Source organism: Arthrobacter sp. P1_B9, from assembly GCF_056406495.1.
Window position 1 is genome coordinate 130,043 of sequence record NZ_JBFUAA010000004.1, and the last position, 16,765, is coordinate 146,807.

The following is a 16,765-nucleotide window of genomic DNA, read 5'->3' on the forward strand; positions in this document are numbered from 1 at the left end:
GCTAGGCGGCCGCGACCTTGGCCTTGGTCCTGCCGTGCATGGCGAAGATGGTGAAGACAAGCGCCGCGAACGCTGTGGCGACGAGCAGCAGCAGCCCGATCGCGTAGCTGTGCGCCGCGGCGTCATAGGTGGCGCCCATGATCAGCGGCGGGAAGTAGCCGCCCAGGCCGCCGGCCGCGCTGACCACCCCGCTGATGCTGCCGACCTTGCCCTCCGGCGCGAGGACCCCCACCCAGGCGAACACCCCGCCCGTGCCCAGGCCCAGCGCCGCCGCCATGGCGACGAACGTCAGGCCGGCGGGGACGTCGCCGTCGGGTTGCAGGTTCACCACCCAGGCAAGGACGGCGACGCCGGCGAGGGCAGCGATCACCACTGGCTTGGGACCGATCTTGTCGGCGAGTACGCCGCCCACCGGCCGCGCCAGCACGGCTGCGAGCGCAAACCCCGCGGTACGGGCGCCGGCCGCGCTGGGATCGAAGCTGTAGACATCCCGGAGGTACGTGGGCAGATACGTGGCGAAGGAAACGAAGCCACCGAAGAGGACTGCGTAGAGGAAGCACAGCTTCCACGTGACCGGGGTCTTCGCGGCGTCGATCAGCTTGGGCATCACGGGCGCGTTGCTGCGGGTCCAGCCCGGCGCCTCCTTCAATCGGAACCAGATGATGGCGGCCATGACCGCCAGAATCGCGGCGATCAGCAGGTGGGTGGGAACGTAGCCGATGGCGGCGACAAGCCGGGGGTTCAGGAAAGCGGCCAGGGCCGTTCCGCCCATGCCCGCGCCGAAGACGCCGGTGGCGAAACCCCGCCGGGCGGGCTCGTACCAAGCGCTGACGAAGGGGATCCCGACGGCGAAGACGGTTCCGGCGACCCCCAGCAGCACGCCGGCAGCCAGCACCAGGGCGAAGGAGTCGAGGCTGCCGCCGACGGCCACCAGCAGGATCGGGACGATGGAGGCCAGCAGGACAAAAGTGAACATGGCGCGGCCGCCGTACTTGTCCGTCAAGGCGCCGACGACGATCCGCCCCAGCGAGCCGACGAAGACGGGCATGGCCACGAGCACGCCGGTGGTGGCCGGATTGAGGTGCAGGTGCTGGGTGTAGAACGCGCTCAGCGTGGCGATGGAGTTCCAGGCCCAGAAGCACACCACGGAGGTCGAGGTGGCGAGCGTCAGATTGAGCGCCCGGCCCGCGGGGGCGGCGACGGGCGGGGACACTGCTCCGGCCACGGCGGTCTCCTTCCTTGGTCAACAAGCAGTTCAGCAACGCAGCTTCAGCGGTGGCACCGGGTTACCGGTTCCTGGTGTCCCGGTCCCGGGTTCCGACGGCGGACCAGCCCCGCCGCGCGCCGGCCGTGGAGCTCCGGGCGCCGGCAGCGCCGGCTGTGCCTTTGGCCCCGGCCCCACCGGTGTCCCGGTCCCGGGAGCGGTAGACGATGTAGGGGCGGAAGAGGTAGTGGAACGGGGCCGTGAAGGCATGGACCAGGCGCGTGAACGGCCAGATCACGAACAGCGCCATGCCTACCAGGGTGTGCAGGTGGAAGGAGAACGGCGCCGCGGCCATCGCCGCGATGTCGGGCTGGAAGATGAACAGCGAGCGGAACCACGGGGCCACGGTCTCGCGGTAATTGTGCCCGTGCTCGCCCTCGAAGACACTCGCCAAGGTGGTCCACAGCCCGAACACAATGGCCGCGGTGAGCACCACGTACATGGTCTTGTCATTGCCGGTGGTGGCCATGAAGACCGGCCCGGTGGTCCGGCGGCGGTAGATCAGCAGGAGGATCCCGCCCAGCGTTCCGACCCCGGCGATTCCGCCGACCAGCAGGGCGTTGAAGTGGTAGAACTCCTGGCTCATCCCGGCCGCCTGGGTCCAGCCCATCGGAATGACCAGGCCGAAGAAGTGACCGGCGATTACGGCGAGCAGGCCAAAGTGGAACAACGGGGACGCAATCCTCAGCAGCCTGGACTCATAGAGCTGGGAAGACCTCGTGGTCCAGCCGAACTGGTCGTACTTGTAGCGCCAGAGAAGCCCGCCGACCAAAACCACCACCATGACGTACGGGAGAACGCCCCACAGCACGATGTCCAGTGCGGAGAGTCCGACGGCGGATCCGGGTTCCGCTTCGAATGCCAGCATGCTCAGGCCCCCTTCACGGGCAGCAGGCGCGGATCGTACGGGTCCAGGCCCACGGCCTCGGTGGGCGGGCCGTACCCGGCCATCCGCATGACGGCCTGCTCGTCCGCCGGGGATTTCCCGGGCAGCGTGGCGCAGACGGCCTGCAGGATCCGGGCGTGCGGCAGCTGGTCCCGGAGCAGCCCGAAGCGGAGCATCTCCAGGCTCGCCCGGAAGCGCGTCAGCAGCTCGCGGCCGGCCGCCAGGTCCACCAGCGCGGCGTATTCGAGGACCATCGGGAGGTAGTCGGGCAGTTCGCCGTGGGTGTCCACCAGGATGTCGCTTTGCCGGTAGATCTTCTTGAAGTTGCCCAGAACCTCGCCGCGGCGCCGGGTGTCCCCGTCAGTCCAGTAGGAAAGGTGCAGGGCGTGGCGCTTTCCGAGGTCGAACTCGCGCACGTACTGGGACTGGAGCTGGATCGGCGGCGTGGACTCCAGCTGGTCCAGGACTGCAGCGAAGTCCGCCGTGGCGCCGGGGAACTCGGCCAGCGCGGCCCGCATCAGCGGGACCCGGCCGGTCAGTTCCTCCTCAGGGTAGGACAGGCACCAGGCCGCAGCGAGGTAGAGGACCTGCTGGCGGCGGGTCATGGCTGCTCCCCCGCCGGAGGGGATTCCGCGGGGCCCGCCGGTTTCGGCGGCGGCGGTTCCGCCGGAGGCGGTTTTTCCGGAAGCAACGCCTTTTCCGGAAAAAGCCCGGAGGGTGCTCCGGTGCCGTCCCAGTTCAGCAGGTTCACCCTGCCGCGCAGGGTGGTTTCGCCGGGCGCAGAGCCGGAGGTCTGCCGGTCCCGGAGGGCGTTGAAGGTTTCCACCGCCACGGGGACGGGCCGGCCGCTGGCTTCGCCGAAGTGGGCGGTATCCTGCATGCCGGGGCCGCCCTCGAAGTCGAGCGAACAGCCCATTTCCTCGAGGTCGTGGGCCTGTTCCACGTGGGCCTTCGGGATGACGTAGCGCTCCTCGTATTTCGCGATCGCCATCAGCCGGTACATCTCGTACATGCTCTGGCTGTCCATCCCCACGGCCTCCGGGATGGCGTCGTCCGGGTCGTTGCCGAGGCTGATGCCGCGCATGAAGGAGCGCATGGCGGCGAGCTTCTTCAGCACCGCGGTGACCCGGTCCGCGTCGCCGGCGGTGAAGAGTTCAGCGAGGTATTCCACCGGGATGCGCAGCGCGTCGATGGCGCCGAAAAGGTTGCCGGTGTCCTCGCCGTCGTGGCCTTGGTCGCGCAGCAGGTCCACCACGGGTGAGAGCGGCGGCACGTACCAGACCATCGGCATGGTCCGGTATTCCGGGTGCAGCGGCAGCGCCACCTTGTAGACCTTGGCCAGGGCGTAGACCGGCGAGCGCCCGGCGGCGTCGATCCAGTCTTCGGGGATGCCCTGGGCCCGGGCCTCGGCCTGGACGGCGGGGTCGTTCGGGTCCAGCAGCACGTCCATCTGGGCGTCGTAGAGTTCCCGGGGGTCCGTGACGGCGGCCGCCGCGGTGACGGCGTCGGCGTCGTACAGGAACAGCCCCAGGTACCGCAGCCGGCCCACGCAGGTCTCGGAGCAGACTGTCGGGAGCCCCACCTCCACCCGCGGGTAGCAGAAGGTGCACTTCTCGGCTTTGCCGGTCTTGTGGTTGAAGTAGATCTTCTTGTAGGGGCAGCCGGTGACGCACTGGCGCCAGCCGCGGCATTTGTCCTGGTCCACCAGCACAATCCCGTCCTCCACCCGCTTGTAGATCGCGCCGGAGGGGCAGGAGGCCATGCAGGACGGGTTCAGGCAGTGCTCGCAGATCCGCGGCAGGTAGAACATGAAGGTTTGTTCGTACGCGAACTTGATCTTGTCCTCGGATTCCCGCCGGACCTTCTCCACGATCGGGTCCAGGTGGCCGTTCTCGGCGGAGCCGCCGAGGTCATCGTCCCAGTTCGCGGACCAGGTGATCTTGGTGTCCTCCCCGGTGATCAGGGACTTGGGCCGGGCCACCGGGAAGTCGTCGCCCAGGGGCGCGTCAACGAGGGTCTTGTAGTCGTAGGTCCATGGCTCGTAGTAGTCCTTGAGCTCGGGCTGGACCGGGCTGGCGAAGATCCCGAAGAGCTTCTTCACCCGGCCGCCCGCCTTGAGCACCAGCTTCCCGCGCTTGTTCAGCGCCCAGCCGCCGTGCCACTTCTCCTGGTCCTCGTAGCGGCGCGGATAGCCCTGCCCGGGCCGGGTTTCGACGTTGTTGAACCAGACGTATTCGGTGCCGGCACGGTTGGTCCACGCCTGCTTGCAGGTTACGGAACAGGTGTGGCAGCCGATGCATTTGTCCAGGTTCATGACCATGCCCATTTGGGCCATGACACGCATCAGTACTGCACGTCCTGGGAACGACGCCGGACGGTGGCCACCATGTCGCGCTGGTTTCCGGTGGGGCCAAGGTAGTTGAACGCGTAGGCGAGCTGGGCGTAGCCGCCGATCAGGTGCGAGGGCTTGACCAGCAGCCGGGTCACGGAGTTGTGGATGCCGCCGCGCCGCCCGGTGGCCTCGGACTTCGGCACGTCGATGGTGCGTTCCTGCGCGTGGTGGACGTAGACCACACCGGCCGGCATCCGGTGGCTGACGATCGCCCGGGCCACCAGGACGCCGTTGATGTTCAGGCACTCCACCCAGTCGTTGTCCTTGACCTCGATGGCCGCCGCGTCGGCGGGGCTCATCCAGACCGTGGGCCCGCCGCGGGAGAGCGAGAGCATCAGCAGGTTGTCCTGGTATTCGGAGTGGATGGACCACTTGGAATGTGGCGTCAGGTAGCGGACCACCACCTCCATGGACCCGTCCTGGCCGAGCCTGGGTTCGCCGAAGAGCCGGTGCATGTCCAGCGGCGGCCGGTAGATCGGCAGCGCCTCGCCGATGTCCCGGATCCAGTCGTGGTCCAGGAAGAAGTGCATCCGGCCGGTCAGCGTGTGGAAGGGCTTGAGCCGCTCGACGTTGATGGTGAAGGGTGCGTAGCGCCGGCCGCCGGTCTCGGAGCCGGACCATTCCGGCGAGGTGATCACCGGAACCGGGCCGGCCTGGGTCTGGGCGAAGGTGATGTATTTTTCTTCGGAGCCCTCGGCCAGGTCCGCCAGTTTCCTCCCGGTGCGGATTTCCAGGTCCTTGAAGCCCTGCACGGCCAGCGTCCCGTTGGTGGTGCCGGAGAACGCCAGGATGGCCTCGGCCATCTTCGCGTCCGTATCGATCGCGGGACGGCCGTCCGCGGCGCCGCCAAGCATCACCCCGTTGGAACGGCTGAGCCGGTCCAACGGGCCGGCAAGTTTGTACGTGACGTTCTTGACCGTAAAGCCCAGTTTGTCCGCCAGCGGCCCGACGGCGGCGAGCTTGTCCGCGATGGCGGTGTAGTCCCGCTCGACGACGGAAAAAATGGGCATGTTCTGACCAGGGACCGCCGGGACGGACATGTCCCGCCAGTCCCGCACAATCCCGCCGGGCTGGGCCAACTGGCCGGGCGTGTCGTGCTGCAGCGGCACGCTCACCAGGTCCCGGCGGACGCCGAGGTGGGTTTTGGCCTGCCGGGAGAACTCCTGGGCCAGCAGGTGGAAGGTGTCGAAGTCAGTCTTGGTCTCCCACGGCGGGTCAATCGCGGGGGTGAAGGCGTGCACGAACGGATGCATGTCGGTGGAGGACAGGTCGTGTTTTTCGTACCAGGTGGCGGCCGGGAACACGACGTCGGACAGCAGGGTGGTGGAGGTCATCCGGAAGTCCGCGGAAACCAGCAGGTCGAGCTTCCCTTCGGGCGCCTGCTCATGCCATTTCACATCCTTGGGCTTGAGCCCCTCGGCATGGTCCTGGCCCAGGACATTGTTGTGGGTTCCCAGCAGGTTCCGCAGGAAGTACTCGTTGCCCTTGGCCGAGGAGCCGAACAGGTTGGAGCGCCACAGCACGAGGGTCCGCGGCCAGTTTTCCGGGGCGTCCACGTCCTCGATCGCCGGGTTCAGGGTGCGGCTCTTCAGGGCATCGGCGATGTAGCCGGCGGCGTCCGTCGCGGTGCCGGCGGCGACGGCCGCCCCGGCCTCGTCCGCGAGGTCCAGCGGGTTCCGGTCGAACTGCGGGTAAAACGGCATCCAGCCGAGCCGGGCGGACTGGGCGAGGGCATCCGCGGTGAGCATGCCGTCCAGGGCCCCGGTGGAGAGCGGGGACTTCAGCGCATCCGCGGAGTAGCCGTCCTGCCGCCACTGGTCCGTGTGCATGTACCAGTAGCCTGTGCCGATCATGGTCCGCGGCGGCCGGGACCAGTCAAGGGCGTTGGCCAGCGACAGCCAGCCGGTGACCGGCCGGGTCTTTTCCTGGCCGACGTAGTGCGCCCAGCCGCCGCCGTTGCGGCCCATGCAGCCGGTCAGCATCACCAGGGCCAGCACCGCCCGGTAGGTGGTGTCGCCGTGGAACCACTGGCAGATCCCGGCGCCCATGATGATCATCGACCGGCCCTTGGACTGTTCGGCGTTGCGGGCGAATTCGCGGGCCACCCGGATGCAGGCCTGCGCCGGGACGGAGGTGATCTCCTCCTGCCAGGCCGGCGTGTAGGGTGTCGCTGCGTCCTGGTAGCCGGCGGCCCAGTCCCCCGGAAGCCCGTCGCGGCCGACCCCGTACTGGGCCAGCATGAGGTCGAAGACGGTGGTGACCAGCTGGCCTTCCACCGCCAGGACGGGCACGCCGCGGCGGAGCACGCTGCCGTCCCCGCCGGCGTCCTCGAAGCACGGCAGCAGGATCTCGGCGCTTTCCATTGACACTTCCCGGAGGGACAGCGCCGGTTCGATCGCTCCGAGATCCAGGTTCCATTTGCCCTCGCCGCTCTCTGAGTAGCGGAAGCCCATCGAGCCATTGGGGACCGCCGGCAGCCCGGTCTTCTTGTCGAACAGGACGGTGCGGAACGCCGCGTCCTCGGCCCCTTCAGCGGCGGGAAGGTCCTTGGCGGTGAGGAACTTGGCCGGGGTGAGGGAGCCGTCGTCGCGCCGCTCGAGACGGACCAGGAACGGCAGGTCGGTGTACTGGCGGACGTAGTCGGCGAAGAACGGCACCTCACGGTCGACGAAGAATTCCTTGAGCATGACGTGCCCCATCGCCATGGCCAGCGCGGCGTCGGTTCCGGCCTGCGCGGGGAGCCATTCGTCGGCGAACTTCGTGTTGTCCGCATAGTCCGGGCTGACCGTGACCACCTTGGTGCCGCGGTACCGCACCTCGGCCATCCAGTGCGCGTCCGGGGTGCGGGTGACGGGGACGTTGGATCCCCACATCATCAGATACCGGGCGTCCCACCAGTCCCCCGATTCCGGGACGTCGGTCTGGTCCCCGAACACCTGCGGGCTGGCCACGGGGAGGTCGGCGTACCAGTCGTAGAAGGACGTCATCACCCCGCCGATCAGCTGGATGAAGCGGGTCCCCACCGCGTGCGAGACCATGGACATCGCCGGGATGGGCGAGAACCCGGCGCAGCGGTCCGGGCCGTAGGCCTTGATGGTGTTCACGTGCGCGGCGGCGGCGATTTCGATCGCCTCCTGCCAGGAGACCCGCACCAGGCCGCCCTTGCCGCGGGCCTGCTGGTAGCGGCGGCGCCGCTCGGGGTCGCCCACGACGTCGGCAAAGGCCAGCACCGGGTCACCCAGCCGGGCCTTGGCCTCGCGGTACATCTCGACGAGGACTCCCCGCGCATACGGAAAACGCACCCGGGTGGGTGAATAGGTGTACCAGGAGAAGGCCGCGCCGCGCGGGCAGCCCCGCGGCTCGTATTCCGGGCTGTCCGGGCCCACGGAGGGGTAGTCGGTCTGCTGGGATTCCCAGGTGATGATGCCGTCCTTGACGTACACCTTCCAGGAGCAGGAGCCGGTGCAGTTCACCCCGTGCGTGGACCGGACCACCTTGTCGTGGCTCCAGCGGTCCCGGTAAAAGATGTCGCCCTTGCGGCCACCCTCGCGGAACACCGCCCTGCCGTCGTCGGTCTGGTCCCATTTCGTAAAGAATCGGCCCAGCTTCAACATTGCATCCGAGGCGGGCCCGTCCAGCCCCGCCGCGTCTCCGGCAGTCATTCCTTCAAGCTAGGGTGCCCCCTCTGGCCGGAACAGGGCCTTAGGACACTGTGGCAGGCCCGGGTCCGGGCGGCCCGGGAGCTGCCCGGCCGGCCCCGCAGTTCAGGGCCAGCCGGCCGGCCCCGCGGGTCGGGGCTCGCGGTTCAGGCGAAGCTCTCCAGCTCGACGCCGGCAGCCTCCAGCGCCGCACGGATCGCGGTCGCCGCGGCAACGGAGCCGGCGGTGTCGCCGTGGAGGCACAGCGACTGCGGCTCGATCCGGAGCACGGTGCCGTCGACGGCCTCGATTTCGCCCTTCGTGGCGAGCCTGACCGCCCGCTCGGCAACCTGTCCGGTGTCGAGCATCATTGCTCCCACCTCGGTGCGCGGCACGAGGGTGCCGTCGGGGAAGTAGGCGCGGTCGGCGAAGGCCTCGGAGAAGACGGGGTGCCCGGCTTCCTTGGCGATTTCCAGCAGGGCTGAGCCGGGGAAGCCGAGGACGGGCAGTCCGGGATCGTAGGCCTGGATGGCGGCGATCACGGCGGAGGCCTGCTCGCCGTCGTGCACGGTGCGGTCGTAGAGCGCCCCGTGCAGCTTGACGTAGTCCACCGAGGCGCCCACGGCATGGGCGACGCCGTCGAGCGCCCCGAGCTGGTAAAGGACCGCGCCGAAGAGATCGTCAAAGGTCATGTCCAGCGAGCGCAGGCCAAAGCCGGCCAGGTCCGGGTAGCCGATGTGGGCACCGACGTTGACGTCGAGCTCGTACGCCGCCCGGCAGGTGTCCAGCATGGTCACGGGGTCCCCGGCGTGCATCCCGCAGGCCACGCTGGCGCTCGTGACCAGCGGAAACATCGCGGCGTCGGCGCCCTTGGTCCAGGTCCCGAAGGACTCCCCCAGGTCAGTGTTCAGATCCAAAACGTGCCGCCGTCCTTCGTTGAAGCCTTCGGGGCGCCGCTGCCCTGAGTGCCGCCGCCCTGGGTGCCGCCGCCCGGCTGCGCGTCCAGGGAAGTTTCGTAGAGCGCGGCCGGCCCGGTGGTTTCCGCAAGGGCCTGCAGTTCTCCCGGAATCGTGTCCGGGATGGGCCCGAATGCTTCCTTGGCGTTCGCGACGACCGCATGGCCCATCACCCGGTTGCCCACGCCGCCTACGACGGCGCCGATACCGAAGGGCAGGGCACGGCCCAGCCAGGCTGTGCCCTGGGTCTTGAGCAGGGAGCGCAGGAACATCGTCTGGATCTTGGCCCGCACTGTACCGAAGCCGGCGAGGGGGACGCGGCGGGTGAAGGCCGCGGTCCAGGCCTGGGTGGGCCCCTTGCCCCGGCCCGCCGCTTGTCCGCTCAGCGAGCTCAGTAGCTGGGTGCCTTCCTCGCCCAGCATGACCGCCATGACCAGGGTGCTGGCTCTGTCCGGGTCCACCATCCGGATGCCGTGCAGTTCAGCAAGGGCCGTGGAATACAGTGCGGTGGCTTCGAGGAACCCGACTGCTGCGGCGGCCGAGAGACCCAGTGCGGCCGCAGTTCCGACGCCCGGAATCACGGCAGCCCCGCCGACCAGCGCACCGCCGCCGGTGACGGCCAGCAGGTAGTCGCGCTCCAGGATGGCGGCGAGCTGCGCCGCGGTGGCCTGCGGGTGCCTGCGCTGAAGCCTGCGGATATTGGCCAGCACCAGCGGCCGCTGGACTTCAACCGCCCGCAGGAGCACCTTGTGCAGGCCGGGCCGGGGCTGGCCTGCCGCGTCGAACATCGCGCTGTGGGCTGTTTCCTGGGCAATCTTCATTGCCGGGTTGCTGCGCTTGGCCATGATCGCCTCTCGTCGGAACCATAAAACTAAGTGCACTTAACACTACACACGGGCAGGCAGGCGGGGTCGCCGCTGCGCCCCGGAGGGGTCCAGCCCGGCCGCGCGGCTGGCTACTAGACTGGGCCCATGCCCGCCCTGCGAGCCCTCCGCCCCTTCGCGCACCGGGAGTACCGTGTGCTGATCACGGCGCTGGCCATCTCCATCTTCGGTTCCGGGATGTGGGCCGTCGCGATGGTCTACGAGGTGATCCATCTGGGCGGCGGACCGCTGGAGCTTTCGGTCGTGGCCGCGGCGGGCAGCGTCGGGCTGGTGACGTTTCTGCTCGCCGGCGGCATCGCCGCGGACCGCGTGCCCCAGCGGCTCCTGATCATCGCGGTCGAGGGCGCCAACCTCGCCGTCGTTGCCACTGTCAGCGGGCTGGCCCTGGCCGGCTTGCTCGAGCTGTGGCATCTCGCGCTGGGGGCCTTCGTGCTCGGCGTCGGGGCTGCGTTCTTCTTCCCCGCCTACTCCGCCATCCTGCCGCGGATCCTGCCGCCCGAGGACCTGCTGGCGGCCAACGGCCTGGAAGGCACGATGCGGCCGCTGTTGCAGCAGGCCGCCGGACCGGCCGTTGCGGGCATCCTGGTGGCGGCCCTGTCCCCCGCCTACGCCGTCACCGGAGTGGCGGCCTGCCATCTGGTGGCCTTCTGCATCCTGAACCTCCTCCACCGCCAGCCCGCGGCGGGAGTCCCGGACAGCGGTGGGGCTACCGAATCTGGCCAGCCGCGGGCCAAGACGTCCCTGCGCCACGACCTCCGCGAGGGCGTCAGCTACACCGTTCGGACGCCCTGGCTGCTGTGGACCCTGCTCTGGGCCTGCATTTCGGTGCTGTTCCTGATCGGCCCCATCGAGGTCCTGATCCCCTTCGTGGTCCGGGACCAGCTCGGCGGGGACGCGCGCATGTTCGGCTTCCTGCTCGCCATCATGGGCTTGGGCGGCGCCGCAGCCTCGCTGGCCACGGCTTCTTTTCCCCTCCCGCGCCGCTACCTCACCGTGATGATGGTGTCCTGGGGAGCGGGAAGCCTGCCGATCGCCGCCGTCGGAATCATGGACAGTTTCTGGGCCGTGGCCGCCGCCCTCTTCATCTTCGGCGCCACCGGCGGCGTGGGCATGGTGATCTGGGGAACCTTGCTCCAGCGCCGGGTGCCGCCGCATCTGCTGGGCCGCGTCTCGAGCCTGGACTTCTTTGTATCCCTGGCCCTCATGCCGGTCTCCATGGCACTCGCCGGGCCGGCCGCCGAGGTGCTGCCGGTGTGGCTGATCTTCCTCGTCGCCGGGACCGTGTGCCCGGCGATGGCCGTCGTCGCGATGGTCGTGGCGCGGATGCCGGCCGATGAACTGGCCCACCCCCTCGCCGGCGGTGAGGAGCCCGCCGGCGGTGAGGAACCCGCCGACGCCCCGGCCCCTGCCGAATCCTCCGGACCAGGGCAGCCCGGCCCAGACCAACGCGGGGTCACCTAGCGCCCATGTCCGGGGGGATCATGGGCGATAAGTGACCCCGCGTTGCTTCGGCGGCGGTTTAGACTGCGGCGCGCACCACCGGGATCGACGACGTCGGAAGGCCGCTGGGGAAGATGGTCGGTTCCGGGACGGTGACGGGCGCCAGCGGGACCCGGACCGGGCCGCCGTCGACCGTGAGCAGTTCCCCGCGCACGTCGACCTCCAGCGGCGCGCCGTCGCGGACGGTCAGGCTGATCGAATCCGGTTCGAGTCCGACGTGCAGGAGCCTGCCCTGGATCTTCAGGTGGAACTCGAGGCCGTCCCATTCGGCAGGCAGCCGGGGGTCGAAGTACGGCACAGCGCCCTGGTCCCGCAGCCCGGCGAAGCCGCTGACCAGCGAGCTCCACACCCCGCCGGTGGAGGCGATGTGGACGCCGTCGATCGTGTTGCCGTGGGTGTCGTCGAGGTCGATGAACAGGGCGTGGGTGAAGTGGTCCAGCGCGGCCTTGCCGTAGCCGACCTCGGCCGCCATGATGCCCTGGACGCAGGCGGACAGCGTGGAGTCGCCCGTGGTGATGGGGTCGTAGAAATCGAAGGCGCGGCGCTTTTCCTCGGCGGTGAAGTCCTGCCACTGCAGGAACATGGCCAGCACGGTGTCGGCCTGCTTAAGGACCTGGTGCCGGTAGATCACCAGCGGGTGGAAGTGCAGCAGGAGCGGGTACTTGGACCGGGGAGTGGTCCAGTCCCACGGTTCCAGGGTCATGAAGTCGTTGTCCTGGGAATGGACCTGGAGGTCCTCGTCGTAGGGCAGCTGCATGCGGTTTGCTGCCTGCTCCCAGAGCTGGCGTTCGGCGTCGTCGATCTCCGGGTGGTCCAGTGCCGCCGCGGCGCGCAGGTTGAAGCGCGCCATGACGTTCGTGTACAGGTTGTCGTTGACGACGGCGGTGTACTCGTCGGGGCCCGTGACGCCGTGGATGTGGAACAGTCCGTCCTTGCCGAAGAAGCCGAGTGAGACCCACATCCGTGCAGTCTCGATCAGCAGATCGGAGCCCAGGGTGGCCTGGAACCCGGTGTCCCCGCTGGCCCAGATGTACCGGTTGGTCGCGAAGGCGATCGCGGCGGCGATGTGGAACTGTGCGGTGCCGGCCGCGTAGTAGGCGCTGGCCTCGAGTCCGTTGATGGTGCGCCAGGGGAAGAGGGCGCCGTCGACGCTGAGTTCCTTGGCGCGGATCTTCGCCTCGGGCAGGAGGTCGTGGCGGAATTCCAGGACCTGGCGGGCGTTGCCCGGGTTCGTGTAGGTCAAGTAGGGCAGCAGGTACACCTCCTGGTCCCAGAAGTAGTGGCCGTCGTAGCCGGAGCCGGACACGCCCTTGGCCGGGATGCCGGCCACATCGGCGCAGGCCGTGGCCTGCGCGAGCTGGAAGAGGTTCCAGCGCACGCCCTGCTGGAGCTCGGTCTGGCCCGCAAGGACGATGTCGCTTGTGCTCCAGTAGGCGCGGTAGTGGTCCTCGCTCTCGGTGAAGATCTCGCTGACCGGCTTGAGGCTGGCTTCGGCGTTGTCGGCGAGGTCCTCGGCGGCCTGACCCACGGCGTAGCTGACGCTTTTCTCCAGCACGAACGGTGCGTCCGCGCTGACGGCGAGCACGTAGCGCACGCTGCTGTCGTCCTGGTCCACCTGGGTGTCGAACGGCTGCACGCCGGCCGAGGTCCAGTGATCCACGGCCATCCCGAGCCGCTGCTTGGATTCCGAGGCTTCCCAGGACAGGCGCAGGGAGCCGTCCCCGCCGTCGAGCCGCAGGGGCAGCAGCACACGGCCGGCGTGGCGGCCGGCGCGGCGCGGATCATGGGCGGAGTGGTCCTCCACCGGCTGGTCCTGGCGGTTGATGACCGAGGACGTGACGTCCGCGGAGATATCCCGGTCGGCCGCCACTTCGAGGCTGATGCCCAGCGCCCCGCGGGTTGCGTAACCGACGGCGCGCCGTTCGGTGGTGGTCACGGTCGCGCCGGAACGGCACTGCCAGGTGATCCGGCACTCGTAGATACCCGTGGCGAAATCCACCGAGCGGCGGTAGTCCAGCACGGTGGACTCCTCCAGGCTCAGCGGCTCGCCGTCGATGATGACGGTGAAGTTGTTGGCGTCCGGGACGTAGAGTATCCGCTGGCCGGTGCGGGCGAAGCCGTACGCGTTTTCCGCGTGCTTGATGTCCCAGGTCTCGTGGAAGCCGTTGATGAAGCTGCCCGGAAGTTCGGCGTCCGCGGCACCCCAGTGCGCGCCGCGGATGCCCAGGTGCCCGTTGCCGAGGCTGAACAGGGTCTCCAGGGTGCCGGCATTGCCGGGGAGGTGAACGGTCTCGACCAGCTGCCAGGGATCGTTGGGGAACCGGGCGCGGTCCGAGGTGATGAGAGCCATGGTTTAGGGGGTTCCTTCGGCGGGAGTGGGCAGTGGGCTGGGCGGTGGGGTGAGCGGGCCGGGCTAGAGCAGTTCGGCGAGGTCGTTGACCACGACCGTGGCCCCGGCGTCGAGCAGGGTCTGCCGGCCGGCGCCGCGGTCGACGCCGATCACCGAGCGGAAGTCTCCCGCGCTGCCGGCCTGGACGCCGGAGACGGCGTCCTCCACCACGACGCACTCCTGGCTTGGCAGGCCCAGAAGCCTCGCGGCGTATTCGTAGGTGGCCGGGCTGGGCTTGCCGGGCAGCCCCTCGGCGACGGCGACGACGCCGTCGACCACCACCGGGAAGTAGTCGGACAGGCCGGCAGCCTTCAGCACGGCAGGGGCGTTGCGGGAAGAGGAGACGACGGCGAGCTTGAGTCCGCGGGCCAGCGCGGCCTCAACCAGCCGGACGGAGCCCTCGTACGGCTGGACTCCGCCGGCCTCGACGATGTCGTTGAAGACCTTGTTCTTGCGGTTTCCGAGTCCGTGGACGGTGTCATGCGCGGGCTCGTCGTTCAGCGGGCCCTCGGGCAGCACAATCCCGCGGGAGGCCAGGAAGTCCCGGACGCCGTCAAACCGCGGCTTGCCGTCGATGTGGTCGAAATAGTCGCTCTCACGGTAGGGCTCAGCACCGGGGACCGAGGCCAGGAAGCCGTCAAAGAGCTGCTTCCAGGCGTGCTCGTGCACCACGGCGGTGGGGGTCAGGACGCCGTCGAGGTCAAAAAGGATGGCGGTTGCACCGGAGAGCGCACCGGCGAGGCCGGAGGTGTCGGGAACTACAGTCATGAGTCGAGGTCCTTTCAGACGACGGGCAGGCAAGACGGTTTGGTCAAAGCGATGGTCTAAGGCAGGCAGTTCAGGGCTGCTCTGTTGGGGGCCGTTCCGGCGTCGGACGCCGTCCGGATCAGCGTCGGCGCGTGCTGGTGCGCTCTACCAATTTGGTGTCCAGCAGATGGTTCGAAGGCGGACTGGCAGGCGGCGTGGCAAGTCCTGAGCGATGAAGTCTTTCAATCAGCAGGTTGGCCGCGAACGCGCCCTGGCCGGCCAGCGGCTGGGCAATTATGGTCAGGCCCAGGAACCAACTCATCTGATGATCGTCTATTCCTATGATGGACACGTTTTCCGGCGCTGACAAACCGAGCTCCCGCATGGCCATGAGCGCACCGCAGGCTGTCTCGTCGCAACCGGCGAAGACCGCGGACGGCATCCCGGGGTTTTCCACAGGCTCCACCATGGCCAGCCGGCCGCCTTCGATGCTGGAGCCGGCGTCGAGCACGAGGTCCGGAGGAGACGGTGCAGCTGGAGAGTCCGGGGAGCGCGGGGACGTGCTGGATTCTCACGCGCGGGGTATTGGCCTGCGGCACGGACTCAGCCCTTTCTTCCCCCCGAAGTAGTGGGCCCGGTGTTCATGGCCGAGGTCGATTGTAAGCGCTTACATATTTGGCATGCAAGTGGATGATTCTGAGTTTGGCAGCGGAGCGGGAACGGGTTGGCAGGCCTGCTTGGCCGTGGGTTGGCGGGACCGGCGGGTGTCTTGGTCAGCGCCTTGGTCAGCGCCCGGTCAGCGCAGGACGTAATGCCTTGGTCAGCGCCCGGTCAGCGCAGGACGTAGTGCCGCAGGAACGCGCTGACGTCCACGAGTTCGGCCTTCGAGATCGTGTGACCCATGCCCGGATAGGTCCTGGCTGTGAGCTGGGTATTCCGGTTCAGCCACGCCTCGGTGTGCTCGGTAGCGGCGTCGTTGATGACGACGTCGCCCTTGTCCCGGCCCCAAAAGAACGGCGGCCGGGCGGTGAACGATTCACTCATCGCCAGCAGTTCGTTGTCCAGGACAAAACCCGAGAGCCCCACAGCTGCGCGGAATTGTTCCGGCCGGAGCCGCAGGAGCGTGCTGGCCATCGCCATCCCCTGCGAAAATCCGAACAGGCTGACGCTGCTGTGCCGGGCTTTGACCGACTCGATCCAGGCGAAGACCGCGTTCGTGGAGGCGATGACGTCGGCAAAGTCATGGGTGAGGAAATAGTCCAGCAGGAACCAGCCGTAGTGGTCTCCAATGTCCTTGGGTCCACGCAGGGCGGCGCAGCTGAACTCGGGCGGCAGGGAAGCGAACAGCTTGGACATGCGGAATTCGTCCGTGCCGTAGCCGTGCAGCATCACCAGCAGCGGGGTGCCGCCGCGTTCGTGTTCGGGTTTTGACCAGATCACCGTCTCCATTGGCTCAGCCTATCCAGCACCGCCACGCGTCCCGCCCCGCACGGGGCCGCGCTCCGCGGCCCCGTGCGGGGCGGGACGCGTGGCACGGGGCCGCGCTCCGCGGTTTCCGCGGCGGAAGCGGACCTCCGCCCCCCGGATCCGTGGCGCATCCGTCTGGAAAAGGCGCGGCTGGCCGAAACCGGCGCGGAAATTTTCCCCGCGGGGCGGAGGGTGCTTCATTGAAACAGTAGGGGCGGGGTTGTAGCGTGACGCTGGACAGCATGCTTACCATCATCAGTCCGCCCCCCGGGCATCAAGGAGCACGTTATGAGAATCGGTTCCGCAATCTTCCTCATCGCCATCGGCGCCATCCTGGCCTGGGCCGTCGTCCCGGGGCTGATCCCCAATGTGAACCAGGCCATGATCGGCTACATCCTGATGGCGGTCGGCGTGATTGGACTCATCGCTTCTCTCGTCCTCGCCGGCCCAGGACGCGGCCGCACGCGCCGGGTCAGCGAAAGCCGCACGGTAGTGGACCCCAACACCGGCGAGACCATCACCCGCAATGAGAGCCGCGACGCAGGCATCTGAGATTTCCCCGCACCCACTGAGCGGCGCGGAATCAAACGACCCGGAAGCCGGGCCGGACCTCGAGGTCGGGCCCGGCTTCCGCCATCCCGG

At 68.6% G+C, this 16,765-nt stretch carries 13 protein-coding genes; 2 read left to right on the forward strand and 11 right to left on the reverse strand.

Annotation, left to right across the window (positions count from 1 at the left end):
* Nucleotide 1: 1 nt before the first annotated feature.
* From AC1D1A_RS07800 to AC1D1A_RS07830, 7 genes are all read right to left on the reverse strand, one after another.
* Nucleotides 2-1,225 (reverse strand): MFS transporter, encoded by a 1,224-nt coding sequence (locus AC1D1A_RS07800; RefSeq protein ID WP_476886726.1) that lies wholly within the window; start codon nucleotides 1,223-1,225, stop codon nucleotides 2-4.
* Nucleotides 1,226-1,286: 61 nt separating this feature from the next.
* The gene (gene narI / locus AC1D1A_RS07805; RefSeq protein WP_476947466.1) at nucleotides 1,287-2,132 is read right to left on the reverse strand and encodes a respiratory nitrate reductase subunit gamma; all 846 of its coding nucleotides are present in this window, start codon (nucleotides 2,130-2,132) and stop codon (nucleotides 1,287-1,289) included.
* 2 nt (nucleotides 2,133-2,134) lie between these two features.
* Complete coding sequence (gene narJ / locus AC1D1A_RS07810; RefSeq protein WP_476947467.1) at nucleotides 2,135-2,755, reverse strand: nitrate reductase molybdenum cofactor assembly chaperone; 621 nt, start codon at nucleotides 2,753-2,755, stop codon at nucleotides 2,135-2,137.
* Nucleotides 2,752-4,494 carry a nitrate reductase subunit beta gene (gene narH / locus AC1D1A_RS07815; protein WP_476947468.1) on the reverse strand — a complete coding sequence of 581 codons (1,743 nt, stop codon included), beginning with the start codon at nucleotides 4,492-4,494 and terminating at the stop codon, nucleotides 2,752-2,754. The genes narJ and narH overlap by 4 nt, the downstream gene beginning before the upstream one ends.
* Nucleotides 4,494-8,204: a nitrate reductase subunit alpha gene (locus tag AC1D1A_RS07820; RefSeq protein ID WP_476947469.1), complete on the reverse strand. Its 3,711-nt coding sequence runs from the start codon at nucleotides 8,202-8,204 to the stop codon at nucleotides 4,494-4,496. Before AC1D1A_RS07820 ends, narH begins: the two co-directional genes overlap by 1 nt.
* A gap of 143 nt (nucleotides 8,205-8,347) precedes the next feature.
* Nucleotides 8,348-9,097, reverse strand: a complete 750-nt coding sequence (locus AC1D1A_RS07825) for a LamB/YcsF family protein (RefSeq protein ID WP_476947470.1) — start codon at nucleotides 9,095-9,097, stop codon at nucleotides 8,348-8,350.
* Nucleotides 9,088-9,981, reverse strand: coding sequence for a hypothetical protein (locus AC1D1A_RS07830; RefSeq protein WP_476870177.1), 894 nt, complete (start codon nucleotides 9,979-9,981; stop codon nucleotides 9,088-9,090). Before AC1D1A_RS07830 ends, AC1D1A_RS07825 begins: the two co-directional genes overlap by 10 nt.
* Before the next feature lie 126 nt (nucleotides 9,982-10,107).
* Between AC1D1A_RS07830 and AC1D1A_RS07835 the strand changes: the two genes are divergently transcribed.
* On the forward strand, nucleotides 10,108-11,481 hold the full coding sequence (locus AC1D1A_RS07835) for an MFS transporter (RefSeq protein ID WP_476947471.1): 1,374 nt from the start codon (nucleotides 10,108-10,110) through the stop codon (nucleotides 11,479-11,481).
* Nucleotides 11,482-11,539: 58 nt separating this feature from the next.
* On the opposite strand, the gene AC1D1A_RS07840 is transcribed toward AC1D1A_RS07835, so the two are convergent.
* The 4 genes from AC1D1A_RS07840 to AC1D1A_RS07855 all read right to left on the reverse strand — a co-directional run bounded on the left by AC1D1A_RS07840 (nucleotide 11,540) and on the right by AC1D1A_RS07855 (nucleotide 16,105).
* On the reverse strand, nucleotides 11,540-13,870 hold the full coding sequence (locus AC1D1A_RS07840; RefSeq protein WP_476932317.1) for a glycoside hydrolase family 65 protein: 2,331 nt from the start codon (nucleotides 13,868-13,870) through the stop codon (nucleotides 11,540-11,542).
* A 63-nt stretch (nucleotides 13,871-13,933) separates the two neighbouring features.
* Nucleotides 13,934-14,677, reverse strand: a complete 744-nt coding sequence (locus tag AC1D1A_RS07845; protein WP_476870180.1) for an HAD family hydrolase — start codon at nucleotides 14,675-14,677, stop codon at nucleotides 13,934-13,936.
* Between the two features lie 118 nt (nucleotides 14,678-14,795).
* Nucleotides 14,796-15,167, reverse strand: a complete 372-nt coding sequence (locus AC1D1A_RS07850) for a substrate-binding domain-containing protein (protein WP_476870181.1) — start codon at nucleotides 15,165-15,167, stop codon at nucleotides 14,796-14,798.
* A gap of 320 nt (nucleotides 15,168-15,487) precedes the next feature.
* Nucleotides 15,488-16,105 (reverse strand): alpha/beta hydrolase, encoded by a 618-nt coding sequence (locus AC1D1A_RS07855; protein WP_079552210.1) that lies wholly within the window; start codon nucleotides 16,103-16,105, stop codon nucleotides 15,488-15,490.
* A 306-nt stretch (nucleotides 16,106-16,411) separates the two neighbouring features.
* Between AC1D1A_RS07855 and AC1D1A_RS07860 the strand changes: the two genes are divergently transcribed.
* Nucleotides 16,412-16,675, forward strand: a complete 264-nt coding sequence (locus AC1D1A_RS07860) for a DUF6458 family protein (RefSeq protein WP_476932316.1) — start codon at nucleotides 16,412-16,414, stop codon at nucleotides 16,673-16,675.
* Nucleotides 16,676-16,765 lie beyond the last annotated feature (90 nt).

Coding starts and splice junctions, on each gene's coding strand:
- AC1D1A_RS07845 (WP_476870180.1), bottom strand. CDS start 14,677: ATGACTGTAGTTCCCGACACCTCCGGCCTCGCCGGTGCGCTCTCCGGT.
- AC1D1A_RS07840 (WP_476932317.1), bottom strand. CDS start 13,870: ATGGCTCTCATCACCTCGGACCGCGCCCGGTTCCCCAACGATCCCTGG.
- AC1D1A_RS07835 (WP_476947471.1), top strand. CDS start 10,108: ATGCCCGCCCTGCGAGCCCTCCGCCCCTTCGCGCACCGGGAGTACCGT.
- AC1D1A_RS07820 (WP_476947469.1), bottom strand. CDS start 8,204: ATGACTGCCGGAGACGCGGCGGGGCTGGACGGGCCCGCCTCGGATGCA.
- AC1D1A_RS07855 (WP_079552210.1), bottom strand. CDS start 16,105: ATGGAGACGGTGATCTGGTCAAAACCCGAACACGAACGCGGCGGCACC.
- narJ (WP_476947467.1), bottom strand. CDS start 2,755: ATGACCCGCCGCCAGCAGGTCCTCTACCTCGCTGCGGCCTGGTGCCTG.
- AC1D1A_RS07860 (WP_476932316.1), top strand. CDS start 16,412: ATGAGAATCGGTTCCGCAATCTTCCTCATCGCCATCGGCGCCATCCTG.
- narI (WP_476947466.1), bottom strand. CDS start 2,132: ATGCTGGCATTCGAAGCGGAACCCGGATCCGCCGTCGGACTCTCCGCA.
- narH (WP_476947468.1), bottom strand. CDS start 4,494: ATGCGTGTCATGGCCCAAATGGGCATGGTCATGAACCTGGACAAATGC.
- AC1D1A_RS07830 (WP_476870177.1), bottom strand. CDS start 9,981: ATGGCCAAGCGCAGCAACCCGGCAATGAAGATTGCCCAGGAAACAGCC.